The sequence below is a fragment of the Hydrocarboniphaga effusa AP103 genome (assembly GCF_000271305.1).
In the GTDB taxonomy this organism is placed as follows: Bacteria; Pseudomonadota; Gammaproteobacteria; order Nevskiales; family Nevskiaceae; genus Hydrocarboniphaga; species Hydrocarboniphaga effusa.
On the sequence record NZ_AKGD01000001.1, the window covers coordinates 1087545 to 1109373 of the forward strand.

16 protein-coding genes are annotated in these 21829 nt (G+C 67.0%); 5 read left to right on the forward strand and 11 right to left on the reverse strand.

Annotated elements, in window-relative coordinates:
* Positions 1-10: 10 nt before the first annotated feature.
* The 5 genes from WQQ_RS04805 to WQQ_RS04825 form a co-directional block, all read right to left on the reverse strand.
* Positions 11-877 carry a DUF1295 domain-containing protein gene (locus WQQ_RS04805; protein WP_007183946.1) on the reverse strand — a complete coding sequence of 289 codons (867 nt, stop codon included), beginning with the start codon at positions 875-877 and terminating at the stop codon, positions 11-13.
* A gap of 90 nt (positions 878-967) precedes the next feature.
* Positions 968-1519, reverse strand: coding sequence for a DUF4256 domain-containing protein (locus WQQ_RS04810; RefSeq protein WP_007183947.1), 552 nt, complete (start codon positions 1517-1519; stop codon positions 968-970).
* A 28-nt stretch (positions 1520-1547) separates the two neighbouring features.
* Positions 1548-2930 carry a TAXI family TRAP transporter solute-binding subunit gene (locus WQQ_RS04815; RefSeq protein ID WP_007183948.1) on the reverse strand — a complete coding sequence of 461 codons (1383 nt, stop codon included), beginning with the start codon at positions 2928-2930 and terminating at the stop codon, positions 1548-1550.
* Positions 2931-3048: 118 nt separating this feature from the next.
* Positions 3049-7032, reverse strand: coding sequence for an ATP-binding protein (locus WQQ_RS04820; RefSeq protein ID WP_007183949.1), 3984 nt, complete (start codon positions 7030-7032; stop codon positions 3049-3051).
* 123 nt (positions 7033-7155) lie between these two features.
* The gene (locus WQQ_RS04825) at positions 7156-7557 is read right to left on the reverse strand and encodes an HU family DNA-binding protein (protein ID WP_007183950.1); all 402 of its coding nucleotides are present in this window, start codon (positions 7555-7557) and stop codon (positions 7156-7158) included.
* A gap of 474 nt (positions 7558-8031) precedes the next feature.
* Between WQQ_RS04825 and WQQ_RS04835 the strand changes: the two genes are divergently transcribed.
* Complete coding sequence (locus WQQ_RS04835; RefSeq protein ID WP_007183952.1) at positions 8032-9102, forward strand: alpha/beta hydrolase family protein; 1071 nt, start codon at positions 8032-8034, stop codon at positions 9100-9102.
* Positions 9103-9499: 397 nt separating this feature from the next.
* Here WQQ_RS04835 and WQQ_RS04845 read toward each other — a convergent pair whose 3' ends face one another.
* Genes WQQ_RS04845 through WQQ_RS04860 form a run of 4 tightly spaced genes read right to left on the reverse strand, consistent with a single transcriptional unit; the run spans position 9500 to position 13538 of the window.
* Complete coding sequence (locus tag WQQ_RS04845) at positions 9500-10543, reverse strand: ELM1/GtrOC1 family putative glycosyltransferase (RefSeq protein ID WP_007183953.1); 1044 nt, start codon at positions 10541-10543, stop codon at positions 9500-9502.
* Positions 10525-11406 carry a glycosyltransferase family protein gene (locus WQQ_RS04850; protein ID WP_007183954.1) on the reverse strand — a complete coding sequence of 294 codons (882 nt, stop codon included), beginning with the start codon at positions 11404-11406 and terminating at the stop codon, positions 10525-10527. The genes WQQ_RS04845 and WQQ_RS04850 overlap by 19 nt, the downstream gene beginning before the upstream one ends.
* Before the next feature lie 34 nt (positions 11407-11440).
* Positions 11441-12859, reverse strand: a complete 1419-nt coding sequence (locus WQQ_RS04855; RefSeq protein WP_007183955.1) for a heavy metal sensor histidine kinase — start codon at positions 12857-12859, stop codon at positions 11441-11443.
* Between the two features lie 4 nt (positions 12860-12863).
* Entirely contained in the window at positions 12864-13538 is a 675-nt protein-coding gene (locus WQQ_RS04860) for a heavy metal response regulator transcription factor (protein ID WP_007183956.1), read from the reverse strand.
* Positions 13539-13691: 153 nt separating this feature from the next.
* Between WQQ_RS04860 and WQQ_RS04865 the strand changes: the two genes are divergently transcribed.
* From WQQ_RS04865 to WQQ_RS04880, 4 genes are all read left to right on the forward strand, one after another.
* Positions 13692-14885, forward strand: a complete 1194-nt coding sequence (locus tag WQQ_RS04865) for a glycosyltransferase (protein ID WP_083844427.1) — start codon at positions 13692-13694, stop codon at positions 14883-14885.
* Positions 14886-14897: 12 nt separating this feature from the next.
* Positions 14898-16097 (forward strand): CDP-glycerol glycerophosphotransferase family protein, encoded by a 1200-nt coding sequence (locus tag WQQ_RS04870; RefSeq protein ID WP_007183958.1) that lies wholly within the window; start codon positions 14898-14900, stop codon positions 16095-16097.
* A gap of 74 nt (positions 16098-16171) precedes the next feature.
* Complete coding sequence (locus tag WQQ_RS04875) at positions 16172-16573, forward strand: hypothetical protein (RefSeq protein WP_007183959.1); 402 nt, start codon at positions 16172-16174, stop codon at positions 16571-16573.
* Positions 16574-16811: 238 nt separating this feature from the next.
* Complete coding sequence (locus WQQ_RS04880; RefSeq protein ID WP_007183960.1) at positions 16812-18413, forward strand: acyl-CoA synthetase; 1602 nt, start codon at positions 16812-16814, stop codon at positions 18411-18413.
* A gap of 277 nt (positions 18414-18690) precedes the next feature.
* Here WQQ_RS04880 and WQQ_RS04885 read toward each other — a convergent pair whose 3' ends face one another.
* Together WQQ_RS04885 and WQQ_RS04890 are read right to left on the reverse strand one after the other, a co-directional pair.
* Positions 18691-20739, reverse strand: a complete 2049-nt coding sequence (locus tag WQQ_RS04885; protein WP_007183961.1) for a DUF1302 family protein — start codon at positions 20737-20739, stop codon at positions 18691-18693.
* Positions 20740-20787: 48 nt separating this feature from the next.
* Positions 20788-21813: a WD40/YVTN/BNR-like repeat-containing protein gene (locus tag WQQ_RS04890; protein WP_007183962.1), complete on the reverse strand. Its 1026-nt coding sequence runs from the start codon at positions 21811-21813 to the stop codon at positions 20788-20790.
* Positions 21814-21829 lie beyond the last annotated feature (16 nt).

Genomic DNA, 21829 nt, shown 5'->3' on the forward strand with positions numbered 1-21829 from the left:
CGACGTCGCCTCAACGGCGCGGCGGCAGCGGCACGAGCGCCGAGGTCTGGCGCATGTAGTCGGCATACGCGGGCCTGCGCTCGAGGCTGCGACGATCCATGAACGGAATGCTCGCAAAAACGAACATCGCCGCCATCGCGAGCGCTCCGGGCGTCAGCCACCACCATTGCGATGGCGCGGCGGCGAGCCCGAACAGCGCGAGCCCGCACCAGAAGCCCAGCTCGCCGAAATAATTCGGATGCCGCGACCACGCCCACAATCCCGAGCGCATGAAGGCGCCCGGTTCACGCCGCGCGACGAAAGCATGCAGCTGCAGATCGGCGATGGTTTCGATCAGGATCGCGCCGAGCGTGACCGCGAAGGCCAGCGCATCGAGCCAGCCCAGCGGCGCGCCGCCGCGGCTCATGACCGCGTAGATCGGCAGGCAGCCCAGGAAGACCTGCACGGTCGGAAACAGGTGAATGCCGAACAGATCGGCGAGCAGCGCCGCCTTGCCCGCGCGCGCCCGGACCAGCGGATAGCGCCAGTCCTCGTGATTCAAGCCGCCCCAGTGCGCCGCCCAGTTGGTCGTCAGGCGGATCGCCCACACGCAGACGAGCGCCATCACGATGATCGCGCGCGCATCGCCGCTCATGCCGGTGTGCGACTGCATCCACCAGAGCGCCAGCAGCGGTGGAATCACGCTCCAGTAGGCGTCGTAGAAACTCGAGTTCCGAAAGGCGACGCTGAAGGCGAAGATCACCAGCGTGGCGACGATGTCGGCCGCGAACGCGTCCCAGGGCTGCGGCAGCCCCGCGTATCCGAGCACCGCGTATCCCGCCGCGATGCAGAGCAGATACGCGATCACGATCGGAATGAAATCCTTGCCTGCCTTCACGCTGCCGCCTCCCGATCGCCAGCCGATCAATGAACGACTATGCGCAGCATCGGGAGCGCGAGCCTCCCCTATGCGGACGAGACGGCGCGCTCAGACGCGCAGCGAAGCGCGAAAACCCCTCGCCGCGTAATACGACTGCGCCCCATTGTGGTAGACGAAGACCGTGTCGTAGCGCCGGTCGCAGAACAGCGCCCCGCCGAGCGCGCGAATCGCGGCCGGCGTCCGCACCCAGCTCGAGGTCTTGGCGTCGAAGCAGCCGAGCGTCTGCAGCTGCCGGTATTCGGCTTCCGTGAGCAGCTCGACGCCCATCGCCGCGGCCCTGTCGACGGCGCTATCGGCCGGACGATGCTCCTTGCGCGATTCCAGGCCCTCGCGGTCGTAGCAAACGCTGCGTCGGCCCGCGGGGCTCTCGGCCGAGCAATCGCAAAAGATCAGCTCGCCGGTCTCGGCGTCCTGTCCGATCACATCGGGCTCACCGCCGCTGGCTTCCATTTCGTCAAGCGCGCGCAATTTCCGGGGATAGCAATCCAAACGCGCCTGCACCTGCGCCCAGTCGATTCCGGGATGCCGCGCGGGGTTTTGCTCGAACCGCGATTTCAGCAGGCCAAGCAGCTCGTCGGCCCGTTTCTTCGTCACGCTCATGGCAGCGAACTCCTGTGGCCCTCGGGATTCAGTTCAGCAGCACCGTCGCCCGATTCTCCTTCGGCGCCACCGTGCCCGCCGACAGGCTCTCACGTACCCACTGGATGTGGCGGCGCAAAATGTAGAGCCGGTCGGCGAACATGCCCGGAATCTTCGCGCTGATGATGGATTTCTCGATCTCGTCGAGCTTGGCGAGCAGTTCGTCGCGACGCTCGGGCGTCATCGTCTCGAGCGCGCCGCGTTCGAATTCCATGAGCTCGCCATAGCGCTTGTAGATGCGCCGCTTGATGCGCCAGCCGTACAGGTTCGGCGCGAAGCGCAGCGCCGGAATCACCACGACGATCAGCGGCAGCAGCACCACGAGCGCGCGGTTGACCAGGCTCGCGAGCCAGAACGGCAGGTAGCGGTACGCCAGTCCCTTGCCCGATTTGTAGTAGCGCGTGGCATCGCCGCTCATCGGGTAATCGTGTTCGATCGGGTGCGGAAACTCGCCCGGGTTCTGCAGCAGCGTGCCGCGGTTGTGCACTTCGTTTGCAGCTTCGATGAGCAGGTCCGACAGCGCCGGATGGAGGTCGTTGTGCGCGAGCAACTCCACGGTCGGCGCCATCAGGGTGATGCGGTGATCGGGCAAGTTGTTGCCGAGATCGAAGGCGCCGGGCGGCAGGTCGAGCCGGTTCAGATAGCGAAAGCGACGCTCGTAGGCTTCGCCCTGCGTGAAGTCGTAGAGCTGCACGCCTTCGGCATGCATGAGGTCGCGCACGGTACCGATGCTCGCCGAATCGCCCGACAGGAAGATCGCATCGACCTTGCGCTCGAGCAGCGCGAGCTTGGCGCCCTCGCCTTCGAGATCGAGCAGCGTGGTCGGGCCGCCGGGCTCGATGCCGTTGCCGTCGAGCAGGGCCAGCGCCAGAAAGTGCGTGCCGCTGCCCTCGCGGCCCACGGCCACGCGCTTGCCGGCCAGCTCCGACAGCAGCGCGATCGGCTTGGCGGCGCGGTAGAAGATGAACACCGGCTGCCGGAACATGGTGCCCAGCGAAACCAGGTCGTCGGTGCCGCCTTCGCGCGTGACGCCCGATTGCACGAGCGCCAGATCGACCTCGCCCTGGCTGATGCGGTCGAGATTGTCGGCCGAGCCCAGCGACGGCAGCACCGTGAGTTCCACGCCGTTGCGCGCGAGGATGCCGCGGTACTGCTCCGCCACCGCCTGGAAGTTGCTGCCGGCCGGGCCACCGGCGATGGTCAGCGAATCGGGCGGCGCCGGGCGGATGAAGTGCAGCGCGGCGAAGATGGCGGCCGCGCTGATCAGCACGATCGGCGCGAGCGTGGCGAAGGCATCGCGCCACGACACCAGCGACACCGGGCGCAGGCCCAGCAGGCCCCGCGCGGCTTTCGACTCTGTGCTCTTGCTCACCCGTCCCCGTCCCCCGATCGATCCAGCGCAGCTTGTACCAGATCGCCGTTCGGGGGACTGGAATGCGGGCCAGCCCGCATTGCTCACAGGGGATCGAGCGACCTGTGAAAAATGTGGGCTAGAGCTGCGCGCGGCCGGCCATCGCCGCGACCGTGGCGATGAGCTCGGCCGGCTCCACCGGCTTGGACAGATGCATGTGGAAGCCCGCGAGCATCGCCCGCGTGCGGTCCTCGGTGCGCGCGAACGCCGTCAGCGCGATCGGACGCAGCTTGGCCATGACTTCGGGCATCGCCCGCACGCGCCTGAGCAGCTCGTAGCCGTCCATGCCGGGCATGCCGATGTCGCTGATCAGCAGCTGCGGCCGCTGCTCTTCGATCACGCGCAGGGCTTCGGCGCCCGAATCGACGCTGAGCACCTCGGCGCCGCAATCGGCGAGCGCGTGTTCGATGAGCTCGCGCGCATCGCGGTCGTCGTCGACCACCAGCACGCGCAGCCCGCTCAGATCGACCGCGCGCACGTCCACCGGCTCGGCCACGCTCGCGCGCGGATGCACGCGCTCGGCTTCGGCCGGGCGATGCAGCACCGACAGCGGCAGGCAGACCGTGAAGGTCGCCCCCTGGTCGGCGCCCGCGCTGCGCGCCTGCACGGTGCCGCCGTGCAGCTCGACCAGATGCCTGACGATCGAAAGGCCCAGGCCCAGGCCGCCGAAGCGGCGCGTGGTCGAGGCATCGGCCTGGCGGAAGCGCTCGAACACGTGAGGCAGGAACTCCGGCTCGATGCCGATGCCGGTATCGGCGACGCTGATCTCGATATGCGAGTTGACGCGTTCGAGCAGCACCTGCACCTTGCCGCCCTTGGGCGTGTACTTGACGGCGTTCGAGAGCAGGTTCCAGATCACTTGCTGCAATCGTCCGGCATCGCCCGACACCGGGCCGGCGAGCGGATCGACGATCATCTCGATGCGGATGTTCTTGGCATCGGCCGCCGGGCGCACCGCTTCGGTCGCCGCCTCGATGAACGACATCGGCACCACCGTCTGCACGTCGAGCCTGAGCTTGCCCGAAGTGATGCGACTCATGTCGAGCAGGTCTTCGATCAGCATCGCCTGGGCGCGCGCGTTGCGATAGATCGCCTCGGCCCCGCGCTGCAGGTCGTCGCTGCGGGCGTTGCGGCTGGACAGGATCTGCGCCCAGCCGAGGATGGCGTTGAGCGGGGTGCGCAGCTCGTGCGACAGCGTGGCGAGGAACTCGTCCTTGATCGCGCTGAGCCGCTCGGCCTCGCCGCGCGCCAGGCGCTCGCTCTGCAGCAGGCGCTCGCGCTCCCTGGCGGCGCGCTGCACCTCGTCGAACATCCGCGCGTTGTCGAGCGCCGCCGAGGCCTGTCCCGCGATGCCGGCGATCAGGCGCTCGCTGCGCTCGTCGAAGACGCCGGGCTCGGGATGGCCGAAGAACAGGCCGCCGATGACCGTGCCGCTGCGCGACACCACCGGCACCGCGAGATAGCTGCGCACCGGCAGATGGCCCTTGGGCTGGCCGAAATGCGGCCCCCAGCGGCCGTAGCGCGGATCCTGGGTGATGTCGTCGCTGCGGATCACGCCCTCGCCGTTGAAGGTCGGCGCGAACACCGGCGTCGCCCGCGGATGGCCGAAGTTCTCGAAAGCCTCGCGCGGTGCGCCCGACAGCGTGTAGAGCTGATACGCGGCGCCGTTCTCGTCGATCATGTTGTAGAAGAACGCGCCGAAGCGCGCGCCGGTGAGCTCGGTGCCGGCGTCGGTGATCTTCTGCACGAGCACCTGCATGTCGAGCTCGACGAGGCTGCGCGACACTTCGTTGATCGTCTCGGCCTCGACGCGGGCCTCGCGGCGCAGCCGGGCCAGCGTGATCTGCGATTCGACGCGCGCGAGCAGCTCCTTGGCCGCGAACGGCTTGACGAGGTAGTCGTCGGCGCCCGCGTTGAGTCCTTCGACGCGCGATTCCTCGCCCGCGCGCGCAGACAGCAGCACCACCGGAAGCTCGCGCAGCCGCGCATCGCCGCGAACCCGGCGCAGCAGGCCGAAGCCGTCGAGCCCCGGCATCATCACGTCGGTCAGCAGCAGATCGGGCGGCTCGCCCTGCAGCGCCTGCCAGGCGGCGAGCCCGTCGGCCACGCAGCTCACCTCGTGCTGCGCGCTCAGCAGGCTGTGCACGTACTCGCGCATGTCGGCGTTGTCGTCGGCGAGCAGCACGCGCGCACGTCGGGCCTGCCGCTGTTGTTCCTGCACCGGCGCGGCCGGCGCCGGCGGCGCGCCGATCCACAGCCGCGCTTCGTCGACGAACGTCTCGACGCGCGCCGCCGTGTCGGCCCTGTCGCCGCGACGCCCGCCGAGATGCTCGGCCGGCAGATGCGCGCTGCCGGTCGGCAGGCGGATCGTGAACGTGCTTCCGTAGCTCTCGACGCTGTCGACCTCGATGCTGCCGCCGTGCAGCTTGACGAGCTCGCGCACCAGCGCCAGGCCGATGCCCGAGCCTTCGTGGGTGCGCGCGCGCGTGCCTTCGACGCGGAAGAAGCGCTCGAACAGGCGCGGAATCTCCGCCGCCGGAATGCCGACGCCGGTATCGCTGACGACGAGCTCGGCGGCCGATCCGCGGTTGCGCAGCGTCAGCCGGATCTCGCCGTCGAACGTGAACTTGAAGGCGTTCGACAGCAGATTCAGCACCACCTTTTCCCACATGTCGCGATCGACGTAGACCGGCTCGCCCAGCGGCTCGCAATCGACCGTCAGCCGCAGGCCCGCGCGTTCGACGGTGGAGCGGAAGCTGCTCGCGAGCTGCGCGGTCAGCAGCGCCAGATCGGTGGGCTCGTAGAGCGCCTGGGTGCGGCCGGCTTCGATGCGCGAGAAATCGAGCAGCGTGTTGACGAGCTTCTGCAGCCGGTGCGCGTTGCGCCGCGCCATCAGCAGGCGCTCGCGCTGCGCGGGCTCGATGTCGCCCTCGAGCACGTCGTCGAGCGGACTCAGCAGCAGCGTGAGCGGCGTGCGCAGCTCATGGCTCACGTTCGAGAAGAACCGGGTCTTGGCGCGATCGAGCTCGGCGAGCGCCTCGGCGCGGCGGCGCTCGGTTTCGTAGGCCTGCGAATTGACGAGCGCGGTGGCGATCTGCCCGGCCACCAGCGTGAAGAAGGTGCGGTACTCGGCATCGAGCCTGCGCGCCGGACTGATGCCGGCCACGAGCACGCCAATGGGCTTGTCCTGCGAGCTCGAAGCCACCGGCAGCACGATCGCCTCGCGCACCGGCTGGTCGCCGATGCCGATCACCGTCAGCCCCTGCGCAAGCGCGCAGGTCAGCGGCTGGCCGTGCGCGATCACCTCGGCCAGCGGCCAGACCGGCGCGGCATCGGCGTCCGCGCCGGGCTCGATGCAGGCCGGACGAAACGCCTGCGGCTGCGCATCGAGGCCGACGCTGCGCTGCAACACCAGGCGATCGTTCTCGAGCAGGTACAGCAGCGCGAACGGGATGTCGTCCGGGTTCTCGCCGACGATGCGCATCGCGGTGTTGCAGGCGCCGAGCGTGGTCGCCTCGACGGTGGCCTTGGCGGCCAGGCTCGACAGCGTCGCGAGCCGGCGCGCGTTGAGGATCTTGTCGGTGGTTTCGGTCGATGGGCAGAACAGGCCGGCCACCTGCCCGCTTTCGTCGCGGATCGGGCTGTACGAGAACGAGTAGAAGGTTTCTTCGAGAAAGTCGCCGCGCCACATCAGCAGGCGCACGTCGTCGACGAAGCTCGCTTCGCCGCGCTGGAACACCTTGTCGGCCAGCGGCCCGCAAACGTCCCAGATCTCGGCCCAGACTTCGGCCGCCGGGCGGCCGAGCGCCCACGGATGCTTGGCCTGGCCGAGCACCGACAGGTAGGCGTCGTTGTACAGGAAGCTCGCCTCCGGCCCCCAGCCGATCCACATCGGATGGCGCGAGTTGAGCATGAGGTTCACCGCCGTACGCAGGCTGTGCGGCCAGTGCGCAGCCTGTCCGAGTGGTGTGCTCGCCCAGTCGAAATCGCGGATCAGCGCCCCGGCTTCACCGCCCTCCAGCCACCGCGAATCTTTCGCCTCCATGCTCTCTGTCGTGCCCATCGACGTCCTCCCTGCACCCATCGATCGCGCAGAGTAGCGAGCCGATGATGAACCGCGGGCGAGAGCCAAAAAGAAAGCCCGGGACGGGCCCGGGCTTTCTCATCGCAAGCCGACGCGGAGCGTTTAGGCGGCGAAATCCTTGAGCTTCTTGAGCGGGCGCACCTTGAGCTTGACGGTGGCCGGCTTGGCGGCGAACCACTGCTCTTCCTTGGTGAACGGATTGATGCCTTTGCGGCGGGGCTTGGCGGGCACGTTCACGACGCTGATCTTGAGCAGGCCCGGCAGCGTGAACGACTGCGCGCCCTTCTTGCTCACCGAACCGGCGACCGCATGCTCGAGCGCCTGCAGGATCGAGCGAACGTCCTTGACGACGACGCCGCTGGCTTCTGCGAGATGCGCGACGAGCGCGGACTTGCTGAGCGCCGCCTTGATCGTCTTCGGCGCGGCAGCAGCCTTGGCTGCCGTCTTGGTCGTCGCTTTCTTCTTCGCGGGTGCTGCCTTCTTTGCTGCCGTCTTCTTAGCCATATCGTCCCTTCGCTGACCTTTTTTCGTGCCGGGAATCGGCGACGCGGTGGAATGTAAGCCAAGTCCGGCGATGCGCCAACCTTCGCTCGATTGGCGCCACCGAAGCGCTCGCCCGCGCAACCGCCGATCGAGCCGATCGCCGAGCGCCTGTCCGGGCATCTGGAGCCGTCGATGTCTGCGACCTCCAGGACGATCGCCGGCGCTGTCGAGCCCGGCGTTCGCGCCCGATCGCAAGGAAATCCGGTACAGCGACGGCTACAGCGGTTTCTACGGGGTGCGCGTGACCAACGGAGCCTGGTGGCTTCGCGCGCATCGCGCCTGTCCCGTTTCGCGACCGGCCTTGCCCGAAGCCGCACATCGGATGACCGGCAAGGCGCCGTCCGAACGGACGGCTCGTGCCGAAAACACCGCGCCTTAGACTTCCGGCCACACCGCCGCAGAGCGGTGCCGAAGAAATGCCGGGAGGAGAAACCGATGAGCCGATCATCCGTCGGCGCGGCCGCGTTCGCGGCTGCGTTGCTGCTGTGCGCGCAAAGCCTGTCGACGCCCGCACAGGCGCAGGCTTGCAGTGCCTTCGGCAACACGCCGAGACCGCACAACGCCATGATGACCCGGGCCGGCTACTCGCTCGTGCGCTGCAAGGGCGGCAGCCGGCTCGCGGACTACACGGACGACAACGGCACGCCGCGCCAGGCCTGCTTTTACGATCACCCCGATGCAAGCAGCGCGCATCCGCTGCCGCTCGTGGTGTTCCTGCAGGCCTCGTTCGCTCCGCTCGACGGGCAGCTCGCCAAGACCGGGCTCGTCGATCATCGGCTCACGGCCGATCTGAGCGGCGATCCGCAGCGGCCCGGCTTCCTGCTGCTGGCGCCGATGCCGCGTTTCACCACGCACTTCTATCCGCTGCCGAACGGCTTTTCGCTCGGTTGGGACGTCTGGTACCGGCAGTTCGCGGCCAGTGCGCGCGAAGTCGCGGGCCTGCGCTACGCGCCCAACGTCGACTTCGCCGCGATCGATCACTTCATCGACCGCGTGGTCCGTAGCGGCCGCGTGGACGGACGACGGATCTTCATCGTCGGCTATTCCAACGGCGCGTCGATGACCGTGGAATACGTGCAGCACCGGCCCCGCATCGCGGCGGCCGCGACATACTCGGGCCCGAATCCTTATGCCTTCCTCGACGATGCCTGTCCGCAGCGCCCGGTCGCGGTCGCCGCGGCCGACGATGGCGAGCTCGCGGTGACGCGCACCGATGCGCCGGTCTTCCTTCTGCACCGCGATTGCGACGTCTACGGCAGCTGCCCGAACATGCAGGCGATGCAGGAGCAGCTGATCCAGTCGGGCACCGCCGACGCGCGCACGCAGATGCTCGACCGCGCGCAGCAGCCCCTGCAGAACTGCGATCGCGCCTGTGGCACCGAGGTCAACGGCTCGGCGTTCAACCTCAAGGCGCGGCTGACCGGCACCGCCGGGCACAACGAATGGCCGGACCAGTGGACGGCGCGGATGCTGCAGTTCCTGCGCGAGCACCCGCTGGCACCGTGAACGCGCTCAGCCACGCCGTACGTGGAGTTCGGCTTCGCGGCCCTTGAGGATGTCGGCGAGAAACCAGCAAGGCCTCTCCCCAGGCGGCCAGCGTGCGCTCGTCGACCGCATCGCCGAGCACGTCCTCGACCGCGGGCAGCAGCGCCGCCGCGATGGCGATGGTGTGCGAACACCGGGATTGGCCGTGGCTTTCCTCGCGGGGCGAAAGAAAAGGCGGGCCGCAGCCCGCCTTTTTTGAGGCGCCCAGTAGGTTGCTGGGATGGCCGGGGTCGAATCCGGCGGCCTCGATGCTGGCGGCGTACCGGCGCATGCGCATTGACCGGGATCAATTCCGGCATCGCATCGTGGCAGCGGCCAGACGCCCATCGCGGCTGCGTCCCCGCCGCGCAACGCGCGCTCAAAGCAGGCAACGGATCCGCTGCGCGGTTCGCTGCAGATCGTCGTCGCGCTGCGCATCGTACGCACGCCGAGGCTCCGAACGCCCGAGCACGCCGACATCGCCCTGGCGCTCGAGCTGCAGTATCCAGCGCTCGATATCGACGCTGGCCGGCACCTGGCCGCGCTCGACCAGCCACGGCACCAGCGAGCGCATGCGGCGAACGAGCCGATACCTGAAACTGGTGCGCATCGGCGCCACGAGCAGCGGGCGGCCGCTGCGCCAGCACTCGGCGATCATCGACGCCGAATCGCCCGTGACGACGAGCTCGTCGGCCAGCTGCATGTAGGCTCCGAGCGGATTGTCACGATCATCGGGCACGAATTCGTAGATCAGCGCCGGCACGCGAAGCCGCTGGCGGAACGACGCGATCGTCTCGGCCGAAGTGCGCGGGCTCGTGCTCACGAGCAGGCTGCCGCCACGCTCGCGCACGCGCTCGCCGATCCGGTCGGCCAGTTCGGTGATCTCGTGCTCGGCGAAGGCGTGCTGGCGCGTGCGGCCACCGATGATCAGCGTCGAGTACGGCCGCGCGAATCCAGCGGCGAGCAGGCGCCGCTCGACTTCGTCGGTTCGCGCATGACGGCGCACGCCGTTGAACGGCATGCGGATGCGATGGACGTTCGGCGCATCGCGCATGACGTCCTGCGGCATCGGCACGATCAGATCGATCTCGTTTCGGTGCACGCCACGTGGGCGTCCGAGCTGCACGATCCTGGTGACGCCTTTGCTGAGCTTGCGCAGGGCGAGCGCCATCGGCAGCGTCTTGCCGAACGAGATGGCGAGCCGGGGCCACGGCGGATGCAGCGCCGAATCATCGAAGCGCGCGCGTCCGCCCGCAGCGGCCAGCGTGGCGACCTGGATCTCCTGGAACGGCACGCCGATCGCTTCGGCGAGCGCCCGCTGCTGCGAGACTTCACCGGGACGGTTGCCGGTCAGCAGCCAGACCGGAGCCGCCGCCGAGGGTTCCTGCTCCTCGGCAGGCTCACTCAGATTCCGAACCGCCATCGCCTCCATAAGCGCCCCATTGTCGATCTCGTTATCGGGTTGCCGGCGTAATGCCGTTCGGATTTCTTCGGAAAATCGCCGAAGCGGCTCGCGCCGCGATACTCATCGAGGCTGCGACCGCTGTCCATGGCGTCCTTGTAACGCTGGTCGAACAACGCGGCCAGGTCCTGCCGTGGATGCGGCAGGATGTCACCGTCGAACCAGTGACGCCGGCCCTCGCTCGCGACGCGTGGCACGGCCAGACGATGCGAGAACTGCGTGCCCATGTCGGAGTAATGCAAAATCGCGATGCGCTCGACCGGCTGGTTCTCGCCATCGATGTTGTTGAACGCCGGATCGATCGGCTCGATCAGCTCGGGATGCTGCTTGAAGTAGCGCAGGCAATCCGCGTGCGCTTGCGGATCGGCCCGCAGACGCTCGATATCCGGAAGATGCCGCTCGGCCCGCTCGCAATCCCACAGCGACACGCAAAAGCGCGGAAAACCGGCCTGCGGACGCGCGATGGCGATCGCCTCTCCATGCAACGGCGCATTCCACAAACGCGCGATGTCCGACAGCACGAGCGTATCGGCATCCATGTAGAGGGCACGTCCGCGATAGCCGCAGGCAGCCGGCACGGCCCAGCGAAAACCCGAGAACGGCGTCGCCCAGCGTTCGGTGCGCCAGCCGGCGCCCGTTTCCGGGTTCGAATACCAAAGGCTCTCGGGGTCGCGCGACAGCCGCATCCAGTGCAACTCGATCGGCAGCGAGGCATGCGCGCGCAGCGAATGCTCGAGCACCATCATCTGTTCGAGATCGCAATCGTTCGGATCGCAGCCGACGAAGATGCGGATCACCGAGGACGAATCAGGCCGCGAACTCATGTTGAGCGACTCCAGGGAATGAACCGGGCAAACATCAGGGACGAAGGTGAGGGGCGTTCGGCTTTTCGGCATCGTGCGGAAACCACAGCGTGACCGTGGTGCCGACGCCTTCGGTCGACTCGATCCTCACTTGTCCGTCATGCCATTCGACGATCGACCGTACGATCGAAAGTCCCAGCCCCATGCCGGCCTTGCGTGTCGAGCGCGAACCTTCCGAGCGATAGAACGGCTCGGTGACGTAAGGCAGATCGTCCGCGGCGATGCCATGGCCCGAATCGCGGACCGAGATGACCGCGGCCTGTTCGGTGTCCTCCACCTGGACCGACACGCGTCCGCCCGGCGGCGTGTGCTGCAAGGCGTTGCTGACCAGATTGCCGAGTGCCTGGCCGAACAGTGTCTGGTTGGCCGTGACCAGCGCGGTGCCGGCGTGGACCAGATCGACTTCGGCCTCGAGCGCCAGCGGCTCGAAGAAATCGAGGATCTTCTGCACTTCGGCATGGCCGTCGAAGCGCTCGAGCTTGAGCTTGTGATGCGGATTGTCGATGCGCGTGAAGAACAGCAAGGTGTCGATGATCTTCGACAGCCGCAGATACTCTTCCATCGCGGATTCCAGCACCGCGCGGTATTCCTCGGGGGAGCGTGCGCGCGACAGCGCCACGTCGGCCTCGCCGATCAGGTTGTTGACGGGCGTGCGCAGCTGGTGGGCGAGCGTCGACGAGGCTCGCGAGACTCGCTGGAACGCGCGATCCAGGCGCGCGAGCATGAAGTTGAAAGAGGTCGCCAGCTCGACGAGCTCCTTGGGCCACTGCGTGGCGACGAGCCGCTCGTGCAACTGGTTCACGGTGATGCGTTCGGTGGTCTCCATGACCTCCTGCAGCGGACGCAGCCCGCGACGCACGATGACGAAGCTCGTCAGCGCACAGGCTCCGAGCCCGATCAGCAACACCAGCACGGTGCCGATGCGATAGCGCGACAGCAGCTCCCGATCGTCCGACACCTCGACCGCGACCTGCACCATGCGACGCGGAACACCCGGCGCATCGCGTGTCCAGCCGGCGGCCGACATGTAGTAGCCGGCCGGAATGTCCCATTCGAGAATGGTGTCGGCCCTCGCCGAGCGTTCGGGAACCGGAATGAATTCCATCGCCGTGCTCGCGGCGAGCGGCTGCATGTGTTCGTCGAATACGCGCAGCTGATACGGCTGCTTGGCGGACAGCATGCCCGGCAGCAGAAAGTGCGAATCCTCCTCCTCGGCATCTTCGGTCAGCACGCTGAGCAGCGTTCTGACCAGATCGCGGTTCTCGCGATCGAGCGCGTGCGCGAGCAAGGCGTACAGCACCGTGGTACTCGCGACCAGGATCACCAGCGCCCACAAGGTGTAACCGAGCGTCAGACGCGAAGCGATCGAAGGCTTGGCACGCGCCGGCAAGGCATCGGACATGGGATCGTTCACCGCATCAGCCTCGATCTTCCAGCACGTAGCCGGAGCCGCGCACGGTGTGGATCAGCTTGAGCGCGTAAGGATCGTCGAGCTTGCGACGCAGCCGGCGAATGGCCACGTCGACGACGTTCGCGTCGCTGTCGAAGTTGTAGTCCCAGACCTGCTCGGCGATGAAGAGGCGCGACAGCACCTCGCCCTTCCTGCGGATCAGCAGGCTCAGCAGGGCGAATTCCTTGGCCGTGAGATCGAGCCTGGCGCCGCCGCGCGAGGCCCGCTGGCGCATGAAATCGATCTCCAGGTCGGCGATCCGCAAATCCTCGCGGGTCTGGATCGGCGGACGACGCAGCAGCGTGCGCACGCGCGCGAGCACTTCGGAGAACGCGAACGGCTTGACCAGGTAATCGTCGGCGCCGGATTCCAGGCCGCGCACACGATCGTCGACCGCGTCGCGGGCGGTGAGGAACAGCACCGGCACCTGACGGCCGCGGGCGCGCAGTTCCTTGAGCACCGACCAGCCGTCGAGGTTCGGCAGCATCACGTCGAGGATGACGAGGTCGTAGACCATGTCGAGCGCGAGCATCAAACCGTGTTCGCCGTTCCCGGTGCGGTCGACGACATAGCCCGATTCACCGAGGCCCTTGGCGAGAAACGACGCCGTCTTGTCCTCGTCTTCGATGATCAGGATGCGCATTGCGGTCCACGGTCCATGGGCGGCGCACATTAGCGCGAGTGCCGCCAGCGGCGCTAACGCCAGACCGGATGACAAATCGGTAATGTTTTGGTCACGGTTGGGTTGGAAGCGCGTTCCTATAGTCGGGCCACGATCACGCCTTCCCATCGGAACATGCTGTCAGCGCAAGCGCCGTCCCCGAAGCCGTCTTCGTCCGAGCCGCCCCTCCACATCGCGTTCTACTGCAGCCTGATGGCCTGGCCCAAGCCGTCGAGTGGTGGAGTCCGGCCGTGGACCCTGCGCCTGGTCAACGAGCTGATCGAGCGAGGCCACCACGTCGACGTGCTGACCGAGGCGCCCGCCAAGCGCTTTCGCGACGAGCCCGGTCTTTCGCCGAAAGCCGGCCGCGTGATACTCGGTACCGGGCTCGCCGCCAAACTGCGGCTCGCCGCCTATCTCCATCGGAACCCCGGGGTCCGGCTCGTCACTGCGCTGAACCGCTACAACAACTGGGGCGCGCTGCTGAAGTGGCTGTTCGGCGATCGCGTGCGGCTCACGGTCACGCAGCACGAACACCTGAGCGCCGATGCCCAGTGGAAATCGGCACGCCAGTTCTGGATCAACACGCGCTCGGTCAGGCTGCTGTGGAAGCGTGCCGATTCGGTGGTCGCCGTGAGCCATGGCGTGGCCGACGATCTGGTCCGGAACTGGGGCGTTCCGCAGGATCGGCTGCACGTGATCCACAACCCTGCGTATCTGCCTTCGTTCATGCGCAACGCCGATCGTCCGCCACCGCATCCGTGGCTGCGCGACGGCAGCTGTCCGGTCATCGTGTCGGCCGGGCGACTGCATCCGGTGAAAGGCTACGACGACCTGCTGCGCGCGTTCGCGATCGTCAGGCGCGAGCAGCCGGTGCGCCTCGTCATCCTGGGCGCCGGGCCGGAGGAGCGCTCACTGCAGGCGCTCGTCAAGGAGCTCGGCCTCAACGGCAGCGTGGCCCTGCCCGGGCGAGTGAACGACATCGCCCCGTGGTTCGCCCACGCCCGGATGTTCGTGCTGTCGTCGCGTCGGGAGGGCTTCGGCAACGTGCTCGTCGAGGCGCTCGCCGCCGGGCTGCCGATCGTGTCGACCCGTTGCCCTTCCGGTCCCGACGAAATTCTCGGCGACGGCCGCTGGGGAACGCTCGTCGAGGTCGGCGACGTGCTTGCCATGGCCGAGGCGATTCGCACCACGCTGAAGGCGGCCGACGTCGATCGCGACGAACTCGCGCGCCGCGCCCGGCATTTTTCGGTGGATCGCGCCGTCGACCACTACCTCGCGCTCTGGCGCCCGCAGCGGGTCGCGGCGCAAGCCCCGGTCTCGGTCTGAACGGAGCCTGCGATGCGCTTCGTCTTTCCGTTCATCGGACACATTCATCAGATTCCGCATGCATTGCCGATCGCGGCCGAACTGGCCGATCGCTATCCCGAAGCCGAAGTGCATGTGTGCTTCATCAACGAAGAGCAGGAGCGGTTCGCACGCCGGCTGCTGTGCGAATACAGCGCGGCGGCCCCGCTGCATTTCAGGCGCCTGCGGCTGCCGGCGCTCGAGCGCTGGCGGATGGAATCCGGCTGGACGCCGTGGAAGCAGCTCGCGCTGTTCGTCAATCGCGCGTATCTGGGAAGCTTCGACGCCATCGTCGCGCCCGAACAGACCACGCTCTGGCTCAAGCGCTTCGTTGCACGCCCCAAGTTCGTCTGGACGCGCCACGGCGCCGGTGATCGCGCCTCGGGCTTCGCGTCACGCACGCAAAATTTCGACTACGTGCTGATGGCCGGCGACAAGATCGCGCGCCGGCTGCTGGATAAAAAGCTGATCCGTATCGGGCAGTACAGCACCGGCATCTACGCCAAGTTCGACTGGCTCAAGCGGCGCAATTGCAATCAACGGCCGTTCTTCGACAACGGCCGCATCACGGTGCTCTACAACCCGCATTTCCGCTGCGGCCTGTCGTCATGGACCGCGGCGGGACGCGCGGTGCTCGAGGCGTTCGCCAGTTCATCGCGCTACAACCTCATCTTCGCGCCCCACATCCGGCTGCGCGAAGGCTTGTGCAGGACCGATCTGGCGTTCATCGAGCGTTACCGCGGGCTGCCGCATTTCCATATCGATCTCGGCAGCGAACGATCGACCGACATGAGCTATACGCTCGCCGCCGACGTCTACCTTGGAGACGTCAGCAGCCAGCTCGCCGAATTTCTCGTGCGCCCGAGGCCCTGCGTGTTCCTGAATCCGATGAAAGCGCATTGGCAGGCCGACGCGTGCTACCAGCAGTGGAACCTGGGCCCGGTGCTCGACGACGTGGCCGCACTCGAAGCGACGCTCGACATTGCAGTGGCTTCGCATCCGGATTTTCTCGCCCTGCAGGAAGCCTACCGCGACGAGACCTTCGGCCTCATCGGCCAGGGCGGCGCCCACGAGATTCCGTCGTCGGCGCGTGCCGCCGATGCCATCTTCGGCTTCGTGAATCGTTCGTCGCGCTGGCCCCGTGTGGCGCCGCTGTCCCGGGATACGGCCGCATCGCCCTTCACCCGCTCGTGAGCCCGACCGGAGCCGCTTCGGATCGCGGCCGTTGATCCTGGTCTAGGCTTGAGGCCCGACACCTGGAGAGCCCCATGCCTACGCTCGCCGCGCTGCACCTGAGCATCAGCATCGACGTTCCGTTCGATCGCGCCTACGGCTATGCCCAGAAACCCGAACACTTCACGGCCTGGGCGGCCGGACTGGCCGCGAGCCTGCATCGCAGCGGCGACGGCTGGGTCGCCGATACTCCCGAAGGGCCCGCGAAGGTCGAGTTCTCCGCACCCAACGCCTACGGCGTGCTGGACCATCGCGTCTGCCTGCACGGAAAGCCGCCGATCGACATTCCGCTGCGCATGGTTCGCAACGGTGACGGCACCGAGGTGCTGTTCACGCTGCTGCGCCAGCCGGACATGGACGACGCCATGTTCGAGCGTGACGCGGAGCTGGTTCGCCGCGACCTGCAATCGCTGAAACGGGTGCTGCGGGCACTTTGAACCCGGCGTCGCGCAGGCGCGCACACCGGCGCCCGGCGCTACCCATTTCGGGTAGCGCCTCCGTCGGTCGATCTCGGGTAGTGTGCAGCCCAGGAGAAGGCAATCAGGCTGGCCCAGATCAGCTCATGCCATCGTCGCTCGGCTTGCGCTCGCAGCGAGCATTCCGCACCCGACGACTCCTGGACGAACGGCCCTACCGGGCCGCAACGCTCGCGAAACGGACGATCAAGGACAGCCGATGAACACCTCGCCCAACACCCAAAGCCTGCTCAACAGCGCCCGCCGCCATCGCCTCGGCGATCTGCTCTGGCGTAGCGCGGCTCGCTCACCGAAGAAGACGGCCATCGTCTACGGCGGCCTTCGCCAGACCTTCTCCGAACTCGACGAGGTCGTGAACCGGACCGCGAATTCGCTGGCCGATCGCGGAGTGCGCAAGGGCGATCACATCGCCCTGCTGTCGCACAACAACCACGCCTTCGTCGTGATCCGCTTCGCGCTCGCGCGCCTCGGCGCGGTGATGGTGCCGATCAATTTCATGCTCAACGCCAGCGAGGTCGCCTACATCCTCGACAACGCGGAAGCGAGCGGCCTGATCGTCGAGGATGCGCTGGCCGCCACCGCCGATGCGGCGATCGCCGAAGCCAGGCTCGAGCTGAAGCTCAAGGGCGCGATTCGCGAAAAGAGCCAGACCACGCCCAGCGGCTGGGAGTGCGTTCAGGACTGGATGGAGCACCGTAACGCCACCGCGCCCGATGTCGAGGTCGGCGACGACGAGCCCGTGCAGATGCTCTACACCAGCGGCACCGAATCGCGCCCCAAGGGTGCCCTGCTGTCGGCCCGCTGCCTCTACTCGCACTACACCAGCTGCATCGTCGATGGCGAGATGAGCAGCGACGATATCGAAGTGCATTCGCTGCCGCTGTATCACTGCGCGCAGCTCGACTGCTTCCTGACGCCCGATCTCTACCTCGGGGCCACCAGCATCGTGCTGCCGGCACCCGAAGCCGGCAGCCTGCTGCGCACGATCCAGGCCGAGCGCGTCACCAAGCTGTTCTGCCCGCCAACCGTGTGGATTGCGCTGCTGCGTCATCCCGATTTCGGCAAGACCGATCTGTCCTCGCTGAAGAAGGGCTACTACGGTGCCTCGATCATGCCGGTGGAAGTCATCAAGGAACTCAGCGCACGCCTGCCCGGAATCCGCCTGTTCAACTTCTACGGACAGACCGAAATGTCGCCGGTCGCCACGATCCTCAAGCCCGAGGACCAGATGCGCAAGCTCGGCTCGGCCGGCCGTCCCGCGATCAACGTCGAGACCTGCGTCGTCGACGATGAGGATCGTCCGGTGCCCGTCGGCGTGATCGGCGAGATCGTGCATCGCGGGCCGCACGTCACGCTCGGTTATTGGAAGAACCCCGAGAAAACCGCGGAGGCTTTCCGCAACGGCTGGTTCCACAGCGGCGATCTCGGCGTGATGGACGAAGAAGGCTACCTGAGCGTCGTCGATCGCAAGAAGGACATGATCAAGACCGGCGGCGAGAACGTGGCGAGCCGCGAAGTCGAAGAAATGATCTTCACGCACGCGAGCGTTTCCGAAGTGGCCGTCTTCGGCGTGCCGCATCCGCGCTGGATCGAAGCGGTGATGGCGGTCGTCGTGCCGCGTCCGGGCCACAGCGTCAGCGCCGAAGAGGTGCTGCAGTTCTGCCGCGAACGCATGGCCGGCTACAAGGCGCCCAAGCTCGTCGAAGTGATCGAAGCACTGCCGAAGAACGCGAGTGGCAAGATCCTCAAGCGTGAACTGCGCGAGCGCTTCTCCGATCGAGGCAACGGCCTGGGCGCTTAGTGCCCAGGCAATAAAAGGACCGGCGCAAGCGCTGCGCCGGTCCTTCATCCACTACCGCTCCGATCGCTCCGCGCACTGCCTGCTGCGTGGCGCGATCGGCTGTCCGCGACCCTCCCCTCGAACGACCGCGGATCGAGCAAGGCCCCGTCCTAACGACCGGCCAGACAAAAAAAGCTGCCGGCAAGCTGGAGGAGCCATGCCGGCAGGAGCCAAAACGACATCAGAGGAGAAACCTGGAGACTGCGACGTATGACCTCACCTCGGCATCAGTCCCTCATCAGAACTGATAACCCAGGCGGATGCCGAGTTCGTCGGCATAGTCGATCGTCGAGATGATGTTGTCGTTGTCGTTTCCGCCGAGGCCGCCGTTGAGGTAGGTGTAGTACACCTCGGCCGACAGCGGGCCGCTCGGCTTCCAGCGCAGGCCCAGCTGTGCCAGCAGGCCGCCGCGCGTGTCGTACAGCACCGCGGCGTCGACGCGATAGACCAGGTTCGGGAACGGCTGCTGGAACGCGAACACCAGGCCATCCCAGCCGTTCCACTTGCCGCCGATGCCGCCCGCGGTATTGCGCGAATCGCCGTTCATGCCGTCGAGCAGGCGTCCGTACAGATCGCTCTCGGTGCGGTGTTCCCACTGGAACACCATGTACGTCGCCGGGAACGCGTCGGAGAAGCGGTGGTACTTCTCCATCACCAGGGCCGTCACCCATTCTTCGCGCTCGTCGTAGCCGGCACCCAGCGACGGTGCGGTGAACGTGCGGTCCGGCGTGTACATCGCTTCGAAGTTGACGATCAGCTGATCGAGCAGCGAGCCCGGTTCGGCTTCGATCACGTAACTGGTACCGAAGCCGATGTTGTTCTCGCGCTTGTACTGCCGCTCGATGTGGCCGCGCAGGCCGCCCGAGAGCTGGAAGAACAGGTCGAGTTCGCGCATCGCCGCTTCGTTGGAGTCGACCGGGTTGGCCAGCAGCAGGGCGGTGGCCGGGAAATCGGTGATCGAGGCATTGAGCCCTTCGACGGCCGACAGCCGCGCCATGCCGGCGTAGGTGAACCATTCGGTCGCCGAGACCACGCCCGTCGGATCGACTTCGAACGGCGTGCGCGCCAGGATCGCGCCGGTGAGCGGAATGCCGCCGCCGATCGGGTCGAGCGCCAGGCCCAGCAGCTGCGACACCGTGTCGGTGAGCCCCGGAACGACGTTCGGCAGCGCGCCCGGCAGGCCGCGATTGACGCCCGATTCGGTCCAGCGGAACACGCCGTCCGGATTCAGGCGGTTGGCGTAGACGAACTGCAGGCCCACGTTGGCGACGCTGCCGCGCAGGCGCAGGCCGTAGTTGAGCTTGTCGTCGACCTGGTTGAAGCGGTCATGGACCGTGAACTGCGAGGCGATCACGTTGTATGGCGTGTTCGGGTTCGAGTAGATCGTCGGCTGGAACATCTGCACGTAGCTGTCCGCTTCCCACTCGTTGTTGATCTGGTACGAGGCGCGGATGGCCGGCGAGGAAATGCGTTCGTCGGCGTATTCCTCGGGCGTGTAGTCGAGGAACAGGTGGCGACGCAGGTCGAGGCCGTTGGGTACGTCGAGCACGCGGAAGAACAGCGCCTGGCCCCAGGCGATCTGCTGGTTGCCGGCGCGGATCAGCAGCGGTCCGTTCTGGTAGTCGACCGTGAAGTTCGGCAGGTCGACCATGTAGTTGCGGCCGCAGACTTCGAGCCGGTTCTGGCAGCCGCCCTTGCGGTAGTTGTCGTACTCGAAGAAGTTCGGCTTGCCGTACAGGTAGCCGTCGGCGTTGCTGCCGACTGCATCGCGGCTGAAGTTGTCGTACTCACCGAGTTCGTAGATGCCGCGCACGAGTGCGCGGGCGGACCAGTTTTCGTTGAAGGTGGCCTGGAAATCGAGGTGCGTGCGGAACTGCTGCAGGTTGAACTGGTTGTTGGCCTTCTGGCCGTTGCGCGTCGCCACGTCGGGCGAGATGCAGACCGGTGTCGGCGGTACGCCGCCGCAGCGCGCCGTCGGCACACCGTTGAACAGGTTGCCGCGCTGGTTGAACGGGTTCTCTTCACCGGTCATGCGGATCGCGGTTTCGATGCGCGAGAAGCCGCTGAACGAGAAGCCGACGCCGCTGAACCAGCCGCCGCCTTCGATTTCGGGGGAGGAGGCGTCGCTGCTTGAATCGAAACCGCCGCCGGCGCTCGCGCTATCGGCTGCGGCCGGCATCTCTTCGACGGCCTGCGAATACGCAGGTGCCGCCACTCCCAGAAGAGCCGCGATCCCCACTCCACCCAAGATTTTGTAGACGCTTCTTTTGAGCTTTTTTCCAATCATTATTCGACTCCCTCCAATTGTCTTTTTTATGAACCGCTCGAAACTGATCTAGCTATCGATCCTGATAATTCGCCCCGTATGCCCGACCAGCACCACGCCACCACTCGCCGGTGCGGCAATACTCGAATACCAGGCGGTGCCGAAGTCACCGTCGGTGCGACGCTTCCAGGTCGCACCGGCATCTCTGCTCTCCAGGGTTTCGCGCATGCCGGCGACGATCACGCGGCCATCCGGCGCGGACCACACACCCAGCAGCACGGCTTCGGAGCCCGTCGGCAGATCGCGCCAGGTGTTGCCGCCATCCGACGAGGTCATGACCAGGCCGTTCTGTCCGACCGCGTAGCCGACGCCGTCGGGCCGCATCGCGATGTCGAAGATCGAGGCTTCGCCGCGATGCACGGACACCCAGGTCTTGCCATGATCGGCCGAGCGCAAAATCAGCCCGTATTCGCCCGCGATGGTGATGACGCCGCCGTCGCTGACCGCGACGTCGTAGAGATGCGGGTCGACCGGCTCTTCGAGATAGCGCGTCCAATCGACCACGACCGGCTGCCAGCTCGCACCGCCGTTCTCCGAAACCAGGATCGCGCCGAACGAGCCGACGCTGGCCGCCAGCCCCGCTTGGTTGACGCTGACCGCGAGCAGGCGCTGCTCGCTGCCGCTTTCAACTTTGCTCCAGGCGGCGTCGCCTTCGCTGCGCAGGATCAGGCCCTGCTGGCCCACCGCGATGCGATGCGCCCCCTGCAGGCCGACGCCGAGCAGCGACAGCGGCGTGATGCCCTTGGCCGTCGCCTTCCAGCTCTTGCCGCCATCGCTCGATTCGAGCAGTTCGCCCATCGCGCCGACCGCGACGCCACGATCACCGTCGAAGGCGACGCTGAACAGCGCCTGATGCGCCGTGCCCTGCAGCACGACCGGGTTGTTCGATGAGCTTGCCGGTGCCGGTGTGTTCGCAACCGGCGCAGCGCCCGTCGGCGGCGTGGCGGCGGGTGTATTGGCGTAGGCGGCGGACATCAGTCCGGCGATGCCCAGCGTGATGCAAGCGGCGCGCACGCCGCGTTCGATGACGCTCACGAATTCTCTCCTGCAC

Coding starts and splice junctions, on each gene's coding strand:
- WQQ_RS04825 (WP_007183950.1), bottom strand. CDS start 7,557: ATGGCTAAGAAGACGGCAGCAAAGAAGGCAGCACCCGCGAAGAAGAAA.
- WQQ_RS04835 (WP_007183952.1), top strand. CDS start 8,032: ATGAGCCGATCATCCGTCGGCGCGGCCGCGTTCGCGGCTGCGTTGCTG.
- WQQ_RS04875 (WP_007183959.1), top strand. CDS start 16,172: ATGCCTACGCTCGCCGCGCTGCACCTGAGCATCAGCATCGACGTTCCG.
- WQQ_RS04885 (WP_007183961.1), bottom strand. CDS start 20,739: ATGATTGGAAAAAAGCTCAAAAGAAGCGTCTACAAAATCTTGGGTGGA.
- WQQ_RS04865 (WP_083844427.1), top strand. CDS start 13,692: ATGCTGTCAGCGCAAGCGCCGTCCCCGAAGCCGTCTTCGTCCGAGCCG.
- WQQ_RS04850 (WP_007183954.1), bottom strand. CDS start 11,406: ATGAGTTCGCGGCCTGATTCGTCCTCGGTGATCCGCATCTTCGTCGGC.
- WQQ_RS04845 (WP_007183953.1), bottom strand. CDS start 10,543: ATGGCGGTTCGGAATCTGAGTGAGCCTGCCGAGGAGCAGGAACCCTCG.
- WQQ_RS04820 (WP_007183949.1), bottom strand. CDS start 7,032: ATGGGCACGACAGAGAGCATGGAGGCGAAAGATTCGCGGTGGCTGGAG.
- WQQ_RS04880 (WP_007183960.1), top strand. CDS start 16,812: ATGAACACCTCGCCCAACACCCAAAGCCTGCTCAACAGCGCCCGCCGC.
- WQQ_RS04870 (WP_007183958.1), top strand. CDS start 14,898: ATGCGCTTCGTCTTTCCGTTCATCGGACACATTCATCAGATTCCGCAT.
- WQQ_RS04860 (WP_007183956.1), bottom strand. CDS start 13,538: ATGCGCATCCTGATCATCGAAGACGAGGACAAGACGGCGTCGTTTCTC.
- WQQ_RS04810 (WP_007183947.1), bottom strand. CDS start 1,519: ATGAGCGTGACGAAGAAACGGGCCGACGAGCTGCTTGGCCTGCTGAAA.